The organism is Spiroplasma endosymbiont of Thecophora atra (assembly GCF_964019735.1).
GTDB lineage: Bacteria > Bacillota_I > Bacilli_A > Mycoplasmatales > VBWQ01 > Spiroplasma_E > Spiroplasma_E ixodetis_A.
In genome coordinates, this window is record NZ_OZ026464.1 from 391317 (window position 1) to 409475 (window position 18159).

Genomic DNA, 18159 nt, shown 5'->3' on the forward strand with positions numbered 1-18159 from the left:
TAATATAAGTTTTTAACTCATTGCTTTAATTTCAAAGTAAATGAGTTTTTATTTTGAAAGGATGAAAAAATGAATAAAAATTTACAAGAAGAATATGAATGAATTAATAGAGAATTGAAAAAAATAATTATTGATAAAAATCAATTTACTCCAGAAATTATTAGTAATAGAGTTAATTTAGCTCAAACTACTATTGTTGATATTAATGAAAATTTAAAAAAACAAAAGATTAGCAAATTTAAAAAAATTAGTTATTCAATATTGAAAATATTTACTTTTGGAAAAATTGATAAAAATAAAATAATTAAAGAAAAAAATGATTTTTTTATAAAAATATCAAAAGAACTTTTTGGAAATATTAAAAAAGTAAAAGAATTATATATAAGAAAATCAAATAGTGAAATAAATATAGATGTTAATAAAATTAATAATGTAACTTTAAATAATTTATTAATAAATCCGACTAAATCAAACTTACCACAAATGTAAAAACGAGAGATTGCAATTACAATTTCTTTTATATTTAAAATCAATTTTAGAACACCAAATTTGCTCATACGCAAACGTTTTAAAATTTTATATGGTTTAGTATTTATAAAATTAAATATCTTATAAAATAGATTTTTAATTTTAATTCAGAATTATTGATATCCATATCTTCAAGGATGATTTTTATTGGGTATATAAACTTTTTTAGTTTTTATTAAATTTTCTTTTATAATTGGTTTTTGTGCTATTTCTTTTAGTTCATACATTTGATTATTGTAACTAAGATATAATTCATTAATAAATGATTTAAGTACAATTACATCAGTTCTAGGTTGTATGTATTGAACTTTGTTATTTTTATAAGGAAAATACTTTTTACCATAATATGTTATGGTTGAACCACTATCTGTTTTTCTTTTAGAAAATCTTGAAAGATAAATATTGATTTCTTCCTGTGTAGGAGCTTTAACCATAGCAGATTTAGTATCATCAATAGGAAAGGCAAATTGTTTATTAAAAGTACTTATGTATGTTTTAAGAAATTTGTTAGCTTCTTCTAAATTTCTAATTTTATTAAGTCGTAATTCACTAATTAAACGACTTTGAAGTGTTCCAAATAAGCGTTCAACGCGACCTTTAGCTTGCGGAATTGAAGTTCTGATTATTTCAACACCTAAATCATTATAGGACTTTTGAAATTGAGTATAAGTGTCATTTTCTGTATTTATTTTTCCTGCATCAACTTTTTTCTTATATCCAAAAACTGTTCTATTATCGGTATAAAATGTTTTTGGTATTCCATAATTAGTTAAAATTTGATAAAAAATATTATAATAACCATCTAATGTTTCTTGATGATCAAATCATAGTCCAACAATATTTCCTGTAGCATCATCAATTGCAGCATGTAAAAATGATTTTGGTTTATCGTTACCAAATCAATGATGATTACTGGCGTCCATTTGAATTAATTCACCAAAATTTGTTCTTCGATTTCTTGTTGGATGTAAGTTATTTTTTTTATTTTTATGTCTTTTTGGTGAAGTAATTTTTTCTTTAATTAATATAGTATAAAGTGTGCTATATGAAATCTTAATTTTTTCTTCATTAATTAATTTCTCATGAAAATGTTGAAAATTAAAATTATAATATTTTGTTTTATACAAGTTTATAATCTTAATTTTGATTTCAAAATTTGTTGCCTTATTAGAAATTTTATTACGAGATTTATGAATAAAATCAACTTTACCTTCTCTATTAAAAATTTGAATTAATTGGTTAATTCTTCTAATAGTTAGATTAAGTTTATTCTTGGCTTGATGTTTAGATAATTTATTAATAATAATATCATTTATAATTTTGTATTTATATTTTTCTTTCATAGTCATACTTCTTTCCATATTTATCACCAAGTATATTTAACTTCACTTTTGGAAAATTTTTACTCGATAACTAATAGGAAATTATCACTAAATAATGACATAAATTATTTTTAATTAACTTTATTTTTATTTTTTATGAATAATAATCAATTTAATAGTGTTTATTTTATAAATAAAAATAAACACTATTAAATGTTTTAATATTTTTTTAATTCTTTGATTATTTTTGATTTTAGTAAAATTATGATAAGATATTTTTATATTTATATTAGTTTTTTGCTTTTAAAGTTTTTTTTATTAATAAAATAAATAAAAGGGTTTTGGTCTTTAAAAAAAACTGGTGTAAATAAAAACAATTATTTAGAAAATTAATATCAAAATAATTAGAGATAAATTGTTTTTTAACTTTTTACTAGCAAATAATGAAATATTCATATTTAAAATAAATAAATGCAGTATTAGTTGGATTGTTAATCTTAAGGAATTAAAAAAATTAACGTATAATTAAATTATCAATAATATAATATAATATTATTTAAGGTTTCTTAAATTATTTTTTGTTTTTAGGAGGAACTATGAAAATTGCTTTTGATGTAATGGGTTCAGACCATGGTAGTTTGCCCGCTATTGCTGCAGCGTTAGAAGTTATTAAAGAATTCAAAAACGTTGAAATTTGTTTAGTTGGTGATGAAAAACAAATTAATGGAAACTTGCAGATTTTATTAAAAAATAAGCCATTATCATCAAGAATAACAATACTAGCAACAACCCAAGTAATAACTATGAATGATGGTCCACTCGCTGGTATTAGAATGACTGATTCTTCTATGAATCAAGCCATTCAGTTAGTTAAAAATAAAAAAGCAGATGGGATTCTAACTTCGGGTTCAACTGCTGCCTATCTTGGTGCTTGTCATTTTTTATTAGGCGAAATCAAAGGCATTAAACGTCCGGCATTCATGCCAATTATGCCTACTTTAATAAAAGATCGACAAGTAGTATTATTGGATGTTGGAGCAAATATTGAAAACACTGTTGATGAATTAATTAATTTTGCATTAATGGCTCATATTTATTGTCAAACTATTCAAAATATTTCACGTCCTAAAATTGGTTTATTAAATATTGGCATTGAAGAAAGCAAAGGTCCAGAAGTAACTAAAGCAACATATGCTAAACTAAAACAATTAACACAAAAAAATGAAAAGTTAAGTTTTTTAAATTTTCACGGTAATATTGAACCACGAAATGTTTTAAGTGGTGATGTTGATATTATTATTTGTGATGGTTATTCAGGTAATATTGTTTTAAAATCAGTTGAAGGCATGGCATCATTATTATTTACATTAATTAAAAATGGTTATAAAAAAAATTTATGAACTAAATTTTTAGGTTTAATGTCAATTGGTATTTTTAAAAATATTAAAAAGACTTTTGATTATAAGAATACAGGTGGTGCTCAATTAATAGGTATTAATGGCATTGCTTTTAAAGCACATGGATCTAGTGATAAAAAATCTTATTATAGTACTTTAAAACTTTTAATTCGTGCTATTGAGCAAGATGTTACTAATAAAATAGCTAAACAAATTCAAGAATTATAATTTATAAATAAGTATTAAGGAGAAAAATATGATTAATATTGAACATATTTTAAAATCGAGTATTTTAGAAAAAATTAAATCTAATCGTAATTATCGTGAAGCGTTTACTCATCGTTCTTTTTCAAACGAACATAATTTAGATTATTCATATGAGCGATTAGAATTTTTGGGTGATTCGATTTTAGGGGAAAATATTTCAACTTACATTTGGCACTTATTTCCAAATAAAGATGAGGGACAATTAACAAGTTTACGTAGTAAAGCAGTTAGACAAGAAACATTGGCAGGAGTGGCAATTGCTCTAGGATTACAAGATTATTTATTTTTGGGAAATGGTGAAAAAAATACAGGTGGGCAACAACGCGAAAGTATTTTATCAGATGTTTTTGAATCATTTCTTGCTGCAGTATATCTTGATTTAGGAAATAGTGCCGTTAAAAAAATCTTAGATTTAACTTTATTTGAATTAATTAAAACTAATCAGTTAGAAACAATTATTGATTATAAAACTAAATTACAAGAATTAGTACAGGCAGAAAAAAGAGATCCTATTAATTATAAAACTATGGAACAAATTAAAAAAGATAATATTACTTATTTTATTGTTCATGTGTATTTAGATAATAAAATACTAATGGGGAAAGGAGTAGGAACAAATAAAAAGAAAGCTGAGCAAGAAGCAGCAAAGTCAGCTTTAGCAAAACTGTCAAAATCTAATTTATTAATAAGTGATCATAAGAAGGGATAATCATGTTTAAATTATTACGTAATTATATTCGTGAACAAAAAAACAATTTATTACAAATGTTTGGTTTAGGTTTTTTAGTAATGATTATGATTATTGCCTTTTTATCATTAAATTTTTCTAATAATTATTTATTTGAACAATATGTTAACGATATTGCTCATAATGAATTTAACCAATATACATTTTTTTCACCAGTGGAATATGTTAATTTTGATGGAAAATATAATGAAAAAGATAAAAATGGTTCTTATTTAAATAATATTAATTATTATCAAAAAGATAATACTATTGATAAAGAAAAGATGGCAAAAGCTACTTTTCAGTTAACAATACCAGATGCTACTAGACCTGATATATATCGTTTTACTTTTTATGGAGGACTCGCTAATAGTAAAGAATATTTTGCTATTGGTGATAGTTTTTTTAATGATACTAGCCATAAATATATTGATTTTAAAATTAATATTCCTATTAATTATCCATCTTATGATACTCATAAAGCAACGATAGAACAATATGCTAATATTCTAAATCAATATCTATATGATCCATTACATCCAGAAAATGCAACAAATTTTATGATTACTAGTGAAGCTGCTTTACAGTTTTATAATGATAATTTTAAAGGAAAAACTGAGTATCCATATGCTAATCGAAACTATAGTGAAATAGATATTAAAAATGAAGCTAAGTTATATGAAATAATGTCAATGGGAATGTTATATAAAGATATTGAATGACAACATGCTGTTATGGTCCGTGATTTATTAATTACTAGTAAAAATTTTGCTTTTATTGAAACAGGACCTGAATATATTGTTAATAAAGCAATTATTGTCAAAGATGGTGGCCCAAGTTTAACAGAAAAACCATTACAAGATAATGAAATTTTAATTTACAAACATTTTGCTGAACTAAATAATTTACATATTGGTCAAAATTATGTAATTGCTGGACAAACGTTTATTATTCGTGGTTATGCTACAAGCTCATTAGCAGCATTTGTTGGTCGTTATTTTGGTAATTCACTTGATTTAAAAAATAATACTGTTGCTTTTACTAATGGTAATACGATGCACAAAGTTGAATCTGATTTAAAGGCATTTAGCAGTAATATTGATGATTTTTTTTTAGGTATTAATCCTGACTTGGCTAAAAATATTGATTCACAAATAAATAATGAATGAATTTATAATTATCTTCATGCAACTTATAAAACACCTACTGATATAGCAAGTACAAAATATTATAATAATGGTATTGAATATAATAAAATAGTTTCACCTTTAAATATCAATAATCCTAGATTTTATACTAGTATGCAAGAATGATCTTTTAGTTCCATTAATAATAGAATTAATGTTATTGAAGAGATTTCTAGTTTATTTTTAATTTTAATTTTTATTGTGACTACTATTATTATTTTTATTATTACTTTTAAAATGATTGATCGTAATAAAAAATTAATTGGAATTTTAAAAGCAACAGGATATAAAAGTTGACAATTAAGTATATCATTAGTAATTTCAATTATTGCTCCTTTATTTATTTTTGCTATTATTGGTGTTTTAATTTCGATTCCAGTTGCGCATTATTTAATTTATATTACTAATATTAGTACTGTTGCCTTAATTAGTTATGGTTGGTATTTTAATATTGTTACTGCTATTTTATTACTTGTTATTCCAATCATTAGTTTAACTTTCATTAGTTTTTTAATGGTATTATTCTTATTAAGAAATAAACCCTTAGATTTAATTACTAATAATATTTCAAAACAAAAATATAAAATAAATATTAGTTCAACTTTTACTTTTATTGCAAGATATGTGATTGGTAGATTTAGTTATCGTAATAAGTTGGCCGTTACTACTTCACTACGTAGTTTTGGTAAAACATTAATTATGTGTTTTACTAGTATTTTTGCTGCAACATTAGTATTCTTTGCGCTTGCTGCTAGTGGTTTAGTTAATAATATGTTAGGTTCACAATTTGCGGGAACTAATTTTAATTATCAAAATGGTTATCAATTTGATGATAATATTAAAACTAACTTTATTAATAACGAAAATAAATTAATGTATCAATTTAATAGTGTTGATAATATTAAAAGTAAAATTTCATTATATCCAGAATTATTAGCGGCAATTAAACAATTTGATCCTCTTAATCCTAATAAATCAATTGTAATTAATGTTCAAAATCGTTATATTATGGGTAGTGAATTATTAAAAATAAAACAATGAATTGATGCTAATCCATCAAAGATTCCATCAATAATTAAGAATTTTTTAGAAAAAAATAAAATATTATTTAATTATTTAACCAATAATAATGGTAAAAACAATACTGATTTATTGATAAGTTTTGGTTTAATTCCTTATGATGAACAGTATGAAGTACCATACACACAATTAGAACTTGATAAGGCTAATCTGTTACTTCCTAATCAGCGTGGTGCTGTTTTTGATAATGATACACAAACCTTATCAAAAGAATCTTTTAAAAATTGAAGTGCACCAAGAACTGCTTATGGTATTGATGATAGTTTAAGTGATTTTTTATCTCTAAATTTTAGTATAAGTGATTTCTCTACTTTTAGTAAATTAAATTTAACTGATATGGAAGTTTCTAATAATTGGCAAGATAAACAATTTATTAATATTCGTAATCATTTAATTCAAAAATTAGGAATTAAAAATCCAGATAGTAGTGCTGTTCAATTTATTCCAATGGCTACTTCTGCTTTACCTTCGGTTGTTAATGTTTATAATGGTGGAGAACAACTTAATAATAGTGTTATTTATAGGTATAAAGGATTAGATAATCAAACAAAATATATAATTGGTGTTGCTTATGATTATATTAATAAATTAGATCCAAAAATAATAGTAATGCCCAAACTTTGACTTAATGAGATTTTATTTGGTAGTAAAAGTGATTTATTAGAAAATAATTTTGCTAATAGTAAATTAAGCAAATTTACTGATAATGAGTTTAAACATTACTTACCAATTATTAGTAATAAAAATGATTATAATATTGATTTAGCACAAATTTCACACTCAGGATATTTGGAAAGTAAAGGTATTAGTACTTCATTATCATTGGTGTATGATATTAGTAATTTACGTAGTATTATGAAGAATAATCAATATAGTTTACAAATAATAATTTCATTTTTTGGTATTTTTAGTGTTACATTATCACTAATGATTATTGTTATTGTTACTAATATTAGTGTTCGTGATAATTTAATATTAATTAATATTTTACGAAGTTTAGGTTATACTGCATTAGAAGTTTCTTATAATTTCTTTCTGGTAATAATACCTGCATTGGTAATGAGTAGTTTGGTTGCTGTTTTTATTGTTCCTTCTTTAGTAATGGTACTTTCTAATTTATTAGCAACTTTTGCAAAAATCGCATTTCCTATTGTTTTTCGTTGATGATATTTTGCATTGATGATTAGTATAAATATTTTAATTTATTTAGTCTCATACATTATTACTTGAAAGTTAAACGTTAATAATAAACAATTAATGACATTAACTAAATAATATATAATCTGGTTTACTGCTTAAAATAAAAAATTACACATTAAAATGTTTTAATTTTAAAAATATTTTTAAATTGATAAAATTAACTTGAAGTATCAACTGGGGTTAGTGGAATATGGTAAAAATATTTTTCAATTATTTGCGTGAACAAAGAAAAAATATTATTCAAGTTTTAGGGTTAGGCTTTTTAGTTATGATTATGATTATAACTTTTTTAAGCATTCAATTTTCTGATCAATATGTAAAAAATCAATATTTAAATGATATTAGTCAAAATACTAATTTTCAAGAATTAAATGAATTACCAATTGAAAAAAATAGTTTTGAAAAAGAATATAATTATTATAAAACACATTTAGGATTATGATTGGAAAATATGTCATATTATAAACAAGATGATAGTATTGATACTTTTAAATTAAATCATGCAACTTTTCAAATTGTTTTAGTTAATGCTAATAGCGATACTTATCGTTTTATTTTTAATGGTAGTAGTGATTTAAGTGATTCTCATGCTAATAATTATTTACAAATCGGAAATAACATATCTACTAAATATCATCATCATTATGTTGATTTTAAACTATTAGTTCCTAATGATTATCATCAAGGTTATAATTCTTCTGAAGAATATAAAAATGCAATGCGTAATTTAATTAATAGTTATGTTTATGATGGAAAGACAAATATTAATCAAGTAAACTATTTTATTTTAAATGATAAAGCATTAAAAATTTATCAAGATGAAATTTATCATAAAATATCATACGCTAATCATGAATATAATACAATTGATATTTCTTTGCAATCACAACTATATTTTTTAATTATTAATGGCATGTTATTTCAAAATATTGAATGAAATCAATATACTTTAGTTAATGATTTATTAATGACCGGTAAATCTTTTCTATTTACACAAACAGTTCCTAAAAATATTATTGATCCACCAATTTTAGTAGGTAATTATAAACAAAGTTTAGAAGAGTTACCATTACAAGATAATGAAATTTTAATTTATGAACAATTTGCTAATAATAATAATTTAAAAATTGGTGATAAGTATAATATTGTTAATCGTACTTTTACTGTTAGAGGATTTGTTACTAGTCGTAATAGTGCTTTTATTGCTAATAATATTAGTGGATTGATGGATCCAAAAAATAAAACAGTTGCTTTTGTTAATAGTAATACAATGACTAATATCAATAATGATTTTAAGGGTTTTATTGATAAAAATAAACAAAAAAATAGTTTTAATCCAGTTTATCCTGAACGTAGTTTAAATCCATGATTATATAATATATTACATAATCAATTAGCATATGGTCACCATTATCAAAATCTTACTAATGGTATAAATTTTGCTAATGTTGCTAGTATTTTAACAAATGATGATTATTTATGAAGACCTTATAATGAAAATGCTATTTTTTTCTTAAATGAGCGAATTAATTTGACACAAAATGTCGGTATAATATTTTTAACATTAATTTTTACTGTCACTAGTGTTATTATTTTAATGGTAGTATGAAAGATGATTCATCATAATCATAAATTAATTGGAATTTTAAAAACATTGGGTTATAAAAATTGACAATTAACAATTTCTTTGGTTTTAGCTATTATTTGACTTTTATTTATTTTTGCTATTATTGGTGTTTTTATATCAGTATTTATTAGTCATATTCTTATTAATAGTCATAACTTGTATTTAGCGTTAATTAACTATGGATGATATATAAATGTGCATATGACAATTATTGTGGTAACTGTTCCTTTATTGTTATTAGTAATTATTAGTTTTTTTATAGTTTATTTATTTTTACAAAAAAACCACTTGACTTAATTAGTAGTAAAAATTTTAAAAAATATCATCATTTAAATATTAGCAAAATTTTTAATTTTATTAGTGTTAAAGTTATTGGTGATATTAGTTATCATAATAAATTGGCAATAACTATTAGCATGCGTAGTTTTGGTAAATTAGTTATCATTAGTATAGTTAGTATTTTTGCTGCCACATTAATGCTATTTTCAATTGCAGCTAGTCGTTTAGTTAATGATATGTTATCATTACAATTTGAAGGAATTAATTTTAATTATTTAAATAGTTATCATTATGAAGATATTGAAAATAATTGGGAGATTGTCAAAAATCCGGAATAAATTAAATCTATATAGTCTTATTATATTTTAGACAAGAAATAATTTGGATTTTTATGAAATTGTACATTTATCTTACTATTTTTTAAAACATATTTCAACTAAAATACTTAATTTTAAACATTATTAAAAAATTAAAAAATAAATTTAATATTTATACACAACAAAAATTCTTATTAAGGTATCCTTAATAAGTTTTATTCTATTTTGATTTTTTAAAAAAAAGTTAAATTTTAATTTATAATAATTGTATCTCTGTATTTATTTTATTACATTTAGAAATAACCATTTTAATGTAAATACTAATATTATATGTTCTATTACCAAGCATTTCTTTTAAAACATGTCAAATATTAGTTTCTGTAAAGCAACCAATATTTCATTTTTTACCTTGATTTTCAATACCTTGTTTATTATTTTTAAAATATTTTTTCTTTAATTTTTTATGATTATCTAATTGGTTATATAAATAATCAATTAATTTTTCATATTGACCATTATTAATTAAATTTTTACAATTATTATATTCTTTTACATACTTTCCTTTATTTCCGGCCATTATTCCAAGATATAATGTTCTAATTAAATGAAATTTATCTAAAACAAACTGTGCACCTAAATAATCAGCAACTTCTTTAATTCATCCTGCACTATCACCACAAATAATAATTTTAGCTTGCTCAATATTTTCATAAAATTTTTGACAATGCTCTTTAACAAATTCAGCAGTCTTTTTAACTCCAATTGCTGTTTTTGTTGGTCTAATAATTGCTTTTACTCTTTTATTTTGTACTTTATGATTAATATTATCTGTATATGTTACTATTAATCGTATAGAGTGTTTTATACCTTTACGTTTAAAATTTCAAAACTTTTGATGTCCATCATCAATCGCTACAAAAATAGGTTGATTTTTTTCTAATTTTACTTTTACTGGATTTGCTTCAATTACTTCTAAATTTTTAAAAACTCTATGAACAGTACTAACACTAATACCTGCTTTTTTACAAATTGCACAAATATCATGATATCTTTTTCCATCAGCAAAATATTCAATAATAGTTTGTTCAATATCTTCACCAATTCTTTTATATTTAGGTAATTCTAGTCATTCATCAACTAAACAAACTCTTACTCATTTTTTTAATTGTTCATCAAAATATTCATAAATTCTTCTTTTATAAGTTACTAATCCATACATTATTTTTCTTGTTCGATATTGATAATCAACAATTTTATATTTCTTTTTGTCTCTTGTATTTTTTATTCTTCAATCTCATTTTTCTCATTTCTTTGTTATATGTTCTAAAACTAATTTATCAATTTTTTCACTTTGTTCTCTAAAATTTCATTTATAATTAAAACTCATATTTTTTACTCTCCTAATCTGTTTCTGCATCAATTATTAATTTTAATTTACATAAATTTAAAGTGTTAAAATATGGTAAATTAAAATAATAATCTATTTTTCTTTATTTTATTCACAATAATCCACATAAGAACGTAATTATTACTAAAATAATGCTACTGTGAAAAAAAGTACTTTCATATTTACAATATAATAAACAAGTTACATATAATTAATAGTATATGTATCACAAAATAAACACCTTTAATTTAGGCGTTATTTTGCGTTTAAAAGCATACTTGTAAAAATAATCAAAAATAGTACAATTTATAAGTAAAATCAAGGAAAAAAGGAGTAAAAAAATGAAAGATACGGAAGATATAAACATTTGTATAACAAATGAAAACGAAAATGAAATTGAAGATAAAGATTTAGTAATTTTAAATTGTGAGTTTTGTACTAAAAATGTAAAAATTAATAAAAATAATTTTAAAACAGAAAAAAATCGTTGAGCAATGTGTTCAAAAATTTGCTTTGATAAATTTTTTAAACTTTCAAATGCTTTGGAATATTGTCAAAAAAATGAACATAAAGTTTTTACAAGAGAATTTACTAAAAATTATAATTTAGTACAAAAATTACAAAAAGAATTTAAAAGTTATAGAAAAAATAAAAAACTAACAAATTAAAAAAAGGAGTTATTTAACATGAAAACATGAATCAAAACAAATTTAAGTAAAATAACATTAGCATTAGCACTAACTGGTGCTACAACTGGAACAATAGGATTAATCATGGGGGGAGTGCTTACCCATAATGTAGGTACTAATGTTAAGCATTATTTAGACCACAATAAACAAATTATTTTTGGTACTTCAACAATATGAGAAAGAAAAAATCATAGTAAAGATATAATGGATTTATATTTTGCAATTAATAAATTTACAGATGATGCCATAGAATGAGATGGTACATATCCTGATGGATATTTTAATAAATAATCTAAATTTCTAAATTAATATAGGAAATATTTTCATTATATTTTTCAAATAAACTAATATTGTTTAAAGTGATATCAATACTTTTATCAGTTATTAAAATTAAATCATAATTTCCGGCACCAAATATTCCACTGATTTCAATCCGATTTAAGTTATTAATCGGATTTTTAATTTGCAATTCAAATTCATTATCATTGTCAATTTGTGAAATTTCTTCATAAAAGTCTAATTTAGAAAATAATTGAGATTTATTTGAACCATATAAATTCAAAGCATTTTTAATTTTATTTTTATTAATAAGTGCCCTTGTAAAGTATTTTCCATATTCACCATTACCTAATGTTCAATCTGCTGGAATTAATGAAGGTATGTTATTACTTTCTAATTCGTTTGTAATAGATAATCAGTTGAATTGATTATCATCAAGTTTAAATAATTCATTTTGACTAATGTCATTATTTTTTAATTTAATGTTATTAATATCTGTAAATTCAAAATATTCAGATTTTAATATCACTTTTACATCTTTAAATTCTCAAACTTTATCAGATGTAGAATGAATAGGATTTGACTTTAATTCAAAATAATAAGGCAATAATAATTTATAATCATCGTTTAGGCCATTATTAATTGACATTGTTGAATAAATATTTTTTGGGTAGCGATTTATTAAAGATGCGTAAAAATTTTGAAAAATCGACAACATGAAATTTATTACCACAAACATTTAAAAAACAGTGAACAAAACAAATAAATATTATTAATTATTTAACAAATGAAAGTGGTAATAATAATGATTTATTAATTAGCTTTGGTATTATTCCTTATCAAGAACAAAATGAGTTACCTTTTATTAAATTGAATATTGAAGATTCTTATGATTTGGATTTTAGTCATAATAATGCTATTGGTAATACTTATGATAGTGTAACTCAAACTTTTAATGATTCATGCTTTAGTAATGAAGTTACAATAAGACAAACTATCTATGGTATTAATGCAAATAGTAATAATTTTATTAAACCTAATTTAATTAATAGTAAATTTAAAAATTTTATTAATATGAACAGTGATACAATGAACACTTCTGATTTTTGATTAGATAAAGAATTTACTAAAAATGTTAACAATATAAAAAAACAATTGCATATTACTAGTATTAATGCCCCAAATGTTACCTTTTTACCGATTGTAGCATCTAATGCCCAGCATCCAATACTAGTACTGGTAATGGTAACAATATTGGTAAAGCTATTTTATATCCATATTTTGATTTTAATGGTAATAAAAAATATTTAATTGGTATTATTTATGATGGCTTTAGGAATTTAGGAATATCAACATTATTAGTATCACAATCACTTTTAAATAGTGCTATTAATGAAAATACAGGATTATTAATTAATAATGCCAAAATGAGTAAATTTAATGATAATGAGTTACGACATTACTTAACTTTTATTAATACTGAAAATAATTATAATCTTGATTTAACTAAAATTTTGAATACTAACTACATTAATTCTAGTGGTTTTGTTAGTTCTTTGAGTGGTATTGTTCCAATTGGTAATGAAAAAGCAGCATTAGAAAATAATGAAATAAGTATTCAATTACTTATTGGTTTTTTTGCAATTTGTAGTATTATATTATCAATTAAGTAACGTTTTTCTTTTATTTTGTTTATAGTTATATTTTATATAATTATGTGCTATTATATTTTTGTATTAATTAATAATTAACTATTTAAGCATTTATGCTTCATCTGAAAGGTAGTTTTTTTTGTTATGCAACAAGATTTTTATATTAAAAAGGTTTTTTATGCTTGTTATGTGAAAAATATAGTGTTACCAATTTCATTTTTGAGTAATATTGGAAATAAAAAAGGTAAATCTTATGTTGGTAGTAAACAAAAATTGAGAAATAGTACTGTTCGTGCAAAAAATAATTTAATTCAAAAAGCATTGCATAATTTTTATGATAGTAAAATAATGAGTTTTGTTACTTTAACCTATAAAGATAATATGCAAGATATTAAAAAGGCTAAAAAAGATATTGGCTTATTTTTTATTAAATGCTGAGTTATACTTGTAAGTGCAAGTAAATAAAATTGCAAAAAATTCTCATATAAAAATTTCATAATGCTAAATTTAGTTTAGAAAAAAGTAAGGAGTTTTTATATGAGTTATAAACATCTTGGCATAGATGAAAGGATTTATATTGAGAATCAATTGAAATTTAAATTTAAAATTAGTGAAATAGCTAAAAATCTTAATCGAAGTATTAGTACTATTATTCGAGAAATTAATAGAAATAAAGATAATAATCATTATTTTTCATTAATTGCACAAAATAAAGCTGAAAATCGAAAACAATCACATATTAGTTTTCATAAGTTTAAAAATAAGAATTTAGTAAAATATGTACAACAAAAATTACTATTAGGTTGATCACCTGAACAAATTTATGGCAGAATTAAAAATTTTCATAAAGAGTGAGTTATTAGTTTTAAAACAATTTATACTTGAATTTATTTTGGAATGCTTGATAAAGTTACTAGTAAAAATTTAAGAAGAAAAGGTAAAAAACGAAAATCTAAAGAAAATCGTGGCAAGTTTAATGGTAAATCAATTAAAGAACGAGATATAAATGTTAATGATCGTATAACACTTGGTCATTGAGAAGGAGATACTATAGTATCATCACGAGGTAAAAGCAAATCATGTTTAATAACTTTAGTTGAAAGAGTATCACGATTTACTTTAGCAATATTAGTTAAAAACAGAACTACTAAAGTTATTAATAAAAATGTTAGTTATTATTTATCAATTCTTCCTAAAAACATTGTTAAAACTATTACTTTTGATCGTGGCAAAGAATTTTCAAATTGACAACAACTTGAAAAAAATTTAGATATAAAAATTTATTTTGCCAATCCATATTCACCTTGACAAAGAGGTACTAATGAAAATACTAATGGTTTAATTAGAGAAAAATTTCCTAAAAAATTTATTTTTTCAAAAACTAATAAAAATGAAGTTCATAAATTTATATTGTCTTTAAACCAAAGACCAAGAAAAATACTAAATTATCTTTCACCAATCGAATATTTGGATAGAAAAATAATTTAGTTGCACTTACCTTTACAATTTAGCAAATTAAAAAAATGATGAAATGATCCTAAACGTTTAAAATATTTAGGTGAATTAAAGTATTTTTATGTTTATGAATATCAATCTCGTGGAGCAGTTCATTTTCATATAGTTTTTAATAGAAAAGTACATAAAAGTATGTTATTAGAATGATGAACTCATGGTTTTAGTGATTTAAAAGTAGTTAAAAAAGGAACTAATGAATTTGTTATTAAATATTTAGGAAAATATGTTACAAAAGCATTTGATGATGTTAAGTCTTTAAATCAAGCGGATGTAGGTGTAAAGGCTTATGCTTTTAGTCGTAATTGTAAAAATCCTATTGTAATTCGTGGTATTAAGAAAATAACAATTCAAGATATAATTAAAGCAAGTTTTAATGCTACAAATGTGTTTTATTTTAAAACTCCAAAAGATAGTGATGGTAATACTATTTTAACTGGTGGTATTATTGAAAGTACTGTTGTAAATGATTATTTTAAAGAATATGAAGATTATGAACGGTATGTATATTTAAGTGCTTTATCACATAAGCATTATTTACGGACTAGTGAAATTGGCTATTTAATTCATAAAGATAAAGATGTTTCAACTTGGTTAGATAAAGTATTTGGTGATAAGGTTGAAAAAATAATTTTTGGTAATAAAAAGTTAAATTAAATTTTAATTATAATACTTGTATATATATATATATATATATATAATGTTATTTGTAATTATGTTTTTTTTCAGATGAAAGCATAGTTACATTTTTTTCTTTTTTATGTTATTATGTATGTAGGTATTTATTTGCTTAATAATTGCGTTAATGTAACGAGTTAATAGTAGTAAAGGGTTATTAAGAGTAAATATTTAACTATTACAATTGTTTAAACAATTTCATCTGAAGGATAATTAAATATTTACTTTTTTGTTTTTTTAATTATTACAATTGTTTAAACATAATAGTTTTATTAAAGACAATTTAATATTTTTACGTAATGTATTTATATATTTATATGATTTTATTAAAAGAAAGAGAGGCATACCTCTGTTCGATTAAATTAAAATTCAGGTTAAGTATGTAGGGTAATTTATTCTTTTCCTATTCAGATGGGAATTTTTTTATTTTTAAATAAATATGAATATAAAATGTAGTAAAGCAATATTAATGGTTGGTTCCAACCAGAACCTTGGTTGGTGGAACCGTGGGGTTTATCCCACTGGGGTAGGTTGCGAAGCAACTAGGGGCAACGCCCCTAGGAACTTGATGATTATGACTTTGATGATTATGACTTTGGTTACTAATATTTTAGTTCGTGATAATTGAATATTGATTAATATTTTAAAAGTATTGGGATATAATACTATGGAAGTATCTTACAATTTTATTATAATCGTTGTCCCTTTAATTTTAATTTTTTCAGTTTTTAGTATTTTTATTACCCCAATATTGATTAATATTTTAGCACAGCAGTTAATTACTTTTAGTCATGTTATTTATCCAATTATTTTTCGTTGATGATATTTTTTATTAGCTTTTGGTATTAATATTATTGTTTATATTAGTGCTTATATTATTACTTGATTATTAAATTTTAGAAAATATAAGTTATGAGCATTTATGGAGTAAAGATATTAGTTAATAAAAATTTTATTCTAGTAAAAATTTAAAAAAGGAAGTTTATTATGTTTTTAATTGATTTTCACTTAGAAAGGCATATAATGATTTATAATGTTTTTAAACCCATTGTTTTAATTTTAAAGCAAATGGGTTTTTATGTTAAAAAGGAGATCAACTTATGGAACAGCAAGAAAGTAAAACACAAACATCTAGTAATGAGTTAAAATCAAAAATAGAAATTGGACAAGAAAAATTACAAAAAGAAAAAGATAAATTAATAAAATTACAAAATGAAGCAGAAACAGTTTCTGTTTCTAAGGAAACTAAAAAAGGAATTGCAGAACAAATAGAAGCAATTAATCAATTAGAAAAAATGATTAATGAAGTTAAAATACAACTTAACAAAAATGTTTATTAAATAAGGAGTAAAATATGCCATTAGATAAGGATAAGGATAAACAAGATTTACAAATTAAAATATTTACAGATGAGCAAATTCAATTACTTACCGAAGATGATATTAAATCATTATCAATTGAACAAATTCAAGTATTTAATGAAAAAATTAAAGTATTAGATAAAGAAGTTGAAAAAAGAACCATAATATTATCAAATTATATTGATGTAATTACTGATGCTACTTTTAAAATAACTAGTTTATTAGAAGAAAATGTTTCTTTGGAAAAGCAAAAAATCGGCAATTTTAAAAATTTTATTTTTTGAATGCTTAGTTGTGGTTCTGTTAATACAAATAAAAGAATAGAAAAAAAACTAAATAAAAATAAAAAGGAAATACAAGAAAAAACTAATGAACGAACAGATTTAAAAATAATATTTGAAAATATTAGTTTAGAAAGAAAAAAAATAAATGATGAGTTAAATAATTTAATTAAATTAACTGAATTATGAAAAAATATTAATGATAAAAAAAATAGTATAAAAAACACTTCACCAGATAAAGAATTTTCTTGTTCTAAATTTGTTCAAGAAATTAATGCTTTAGAATTAACTAGTCAAACAGCAGTAAATGATCGTGTACAAACTTACCATAAATATAATCATTATTTATGAATATAGTAATGCTTATTAAAAAGGAAAAAAAACTAAAA

General features: G+C 22.2%; 19 protein-coding genes. 16 read left to right on the plus strand and 3 right to left on the minus strand.

Features of this window, described 5'->3' with window-relative positions:
- The first annotated feature begins 69 nt into the window (after window positions 1–69).
- Window positions 70–489, plus strand: a complete 420-nt coding sequence (locus tag AACL05_RS02240; RefSeq protein WP_338961431.1) for a hypothetical protein — start codon at window positions 70–72, stop codon at window positions 487–489.
- A gap of 152 nt (window positions 490–641) precedes the next feature.
- On the opposite strand, the gene AACL05_RS02245 is transcribed toward AACL05_RS02240, so the two are convergent.
- Complete coding sequence (locus AACL05_RS02245) at window positions 642–1889, minus strand: ISNCY family transposase (RefSeq protein ID WP_338962198.1); 1248 nt, start codon at window positions 1887–1889, stop codon at window positions 642–644.
- A 557-nt stretch (window positions 1890–2446) separates the two neighbouring features.
- On the opposite strand from AACL05_RS02245, the gene plsX reads away from it, so the two are divergent.
- From plsX to AACL05_RS02270, 5 genes are all read left to right on the plus strand, one after another.
- Window positions 2447–3475: a phosphate acyltransferase PlsX gene (gene plsX, locus AACL05_RS02250; RefSeq protein ID WP_338962200.1), complete on the plus strand. Its 1029-nt coding sequence runs from the start codon at window positions 2447–2449 to the stop codon at window positions 3473–3475.
- Between the two features lie 28 nt (window positions 3476–3503).
- Window positions 3504–4223 (plus strand): ribonuclease III, encoded by a 720-nt coding sequence (gene rnc / locus AACL05_RS02255; protein ID WP_338986181.1) that lies wholly within the window; start codon window positions 3504–3506, stop codon window positions 4221–4223.
- 2 nt (window positions 4224–4225) lie between these two features.
- Window positions 4226–7783, plus strand: coding sequence for an ABC transporter permease (locus tag AACL05_RS02260; protein ID WP_338986183.1), 3558 nt, complete (start codon window positions 4226–4228; stop codon window positions 7781–7783).
- A gap of 115 nt (window positions 7784–7898) precedes the next feature.
- Entirely contained in the window at window positions 7899–9632 is a 1734-nt protein-coding gene (locus AACL05_RS02265) for an FtsX-like permease family protein (RefSeq protein ID WP_338962204.1), read from the plus strand.
- A gap of 101 nt (window positions 9633–9733) precedes the next feature.
- Window positions 9734–9952, plus strand: a complete 219-nt coding sequence (locus tag AACL05_RS02270) for a hypothetical protein (RefSeq protein WP_338962206.1) — start codon at window positions 9734–9736, stop codon at window positions 9950–9952.
- Window positions 9953–10187: 235 nt separating this feature from the next.
- Here the strand turns inward: AACL05_RS02270 and AACL05_RS02275 are convergent, their stop codons facing one another.
- Window positions 10188–11318 carry an Mbov_0401 family ICE element transposase-like protein gene (locus AACL05_RS02275; protein ID WP_338986184.1) on the minus strand — a complete coding sequence of 377 codons (1131 nt, stop codon included), beginning with the start codon at window positions 11316–11318 and terminating at the stop codon, window positions 10188–10190.
- A gap of 341 nt (window positions 11319–11659) precedes the next feature.
- Here AACL05_RS02275 and AACL05_RS02280 point away from each other — a divergent pair, with 341 nt between their 5' ends.
- On the plus strand, window positions 11660–11986 hold the full coding sequence (locus AACL05_RS02280; RefSeq protein WP_338962211.1) for a hypothetical protein: 327 nt from the start codon (window positions 11660–11662) through the stop codon (window positions 11984–11986).
- An 18-nt stretch (window positions 11987–12004) separates the two neighbouring features.
- Window positions 12005–12298, plus strand: a complete 294-nt coding sequence (locus AACL05_RS02285; RefSeq protein ID WP_338962213.1) for a hypothetical protein — start codon at window positions 12005–12007, stop codon at window positions 12296–12298.
- 1 nt (window position 12299) lies between these two features.
- Here the strand turns inward: AACL05_RS02285 and AACL05_RS02290 are convergent, their stop codons facing one another.
- Window positions 12300–12935: a hypothetical protein gene (locus AACL05_RS02290; RefSeq protein ID WP_338962216.1), complete on the minus strand. Its 636-nt coding sequence runs from the start codon at window positions 12933–12935 to the stop codon at window positions 12300–12302.
- A gap of 2 nt (window positions 12936–12937) precedes the next feature.
- Here AACL05_RS02290 and AACL05_RS02295 point away from each other — a divergent pair, with 2 nt between their 5' ends.
- From AACL05_RS02295 to AACL05_RS02330, 8 genes are all read left to right on the plus strand, one after another.
- Complete coding sequence (locus AACL05_RS02295; RefSeq protein WP_338986185.1) at window positions 12938–13597, plus strand: hypothetical protein; 660 nt, start codon at window positions 12938–12940, stop codon at window positions 13595–13597.
- Between the two features lie 116 nt (window positions 13598–13713).
- Window positions 13714–13959: a hypothetical protein gene (locus tag AACL05_RS02300; RefSeq protein ID WP_338986186.1), complete on the plus strand. Its 246-nt coding sequence runs from the start codon at window positions 13714–13716 to the stop codon at window positions 13957–13959.
- A 123-nt stretch (window positions 13960–14082) separates the two neighbouring features.
- Window positions 14083–14403 carry a hypothetical protein gene (locus tag AACL05_RS02305; protein WP_338986187.1) on the plus strand — a complete coding sequence of 107 codons (321 nt, stop codon included), beginning with the start codon at window positions 14083–14085 and terminating at the stop codon, window positions 14401–14403.
- Between the two features lie 72 nt (window positions 14404–14475).
- Entirely contained in the window at window positions 14476–15426 is a 951-nt protein-coding gene (locus AACL05_RS02310) for an IS30 family transposase (protein ID WP_338960236.1), read from the plus strand.
- Window positions 15427–16107 (plus strand): rolling circle replication-associated protein, encoded by a 681-nt coding sequence (locus tag AACL05_RS02315; protein ID WP_338986188.1) that lies wholly within the window; start codon window positions 15427–15429, stop codon window positions 16105–16107.
- 460 nt (window positions 16108–16567) lie between these two features.
- Window positions 16568–17059, plus strand: coding sequence for a hypothetical protein (locus AACL05_RS02320; protein ID WP_338986189.1), 492 nt, complete (start codon window positions 16568–16570; stop codon window positions 17057–17059).
- A 169-nt stretch (window positions 17060–17228) separates the two neighbouring features.
- Window positions 17229–17468, plus strand: a complete 240-nt coding sequence (locus tag AACL05_RS02325) for a hypothetical protein (RefSeq protein ID WP_338962231.1) — start codon at window positions 17229–17231, stop codon at window positions 17466–17468.
- Window positions 17469–17482: 14 nt separating this feature from the next.
- Window positions 17483–18127 (plus strand): hypothetical protein, encoded by a 645-nt coding sequence (locus AACL05_RS02330; RefSeq protein WP_338962232.1) that lies wholly within the window; start codon window positions 17483–17485, stop codon window positions 18125–18127.
- Window positions 18128–18159 lie beyond the last annotated feature (32 nt).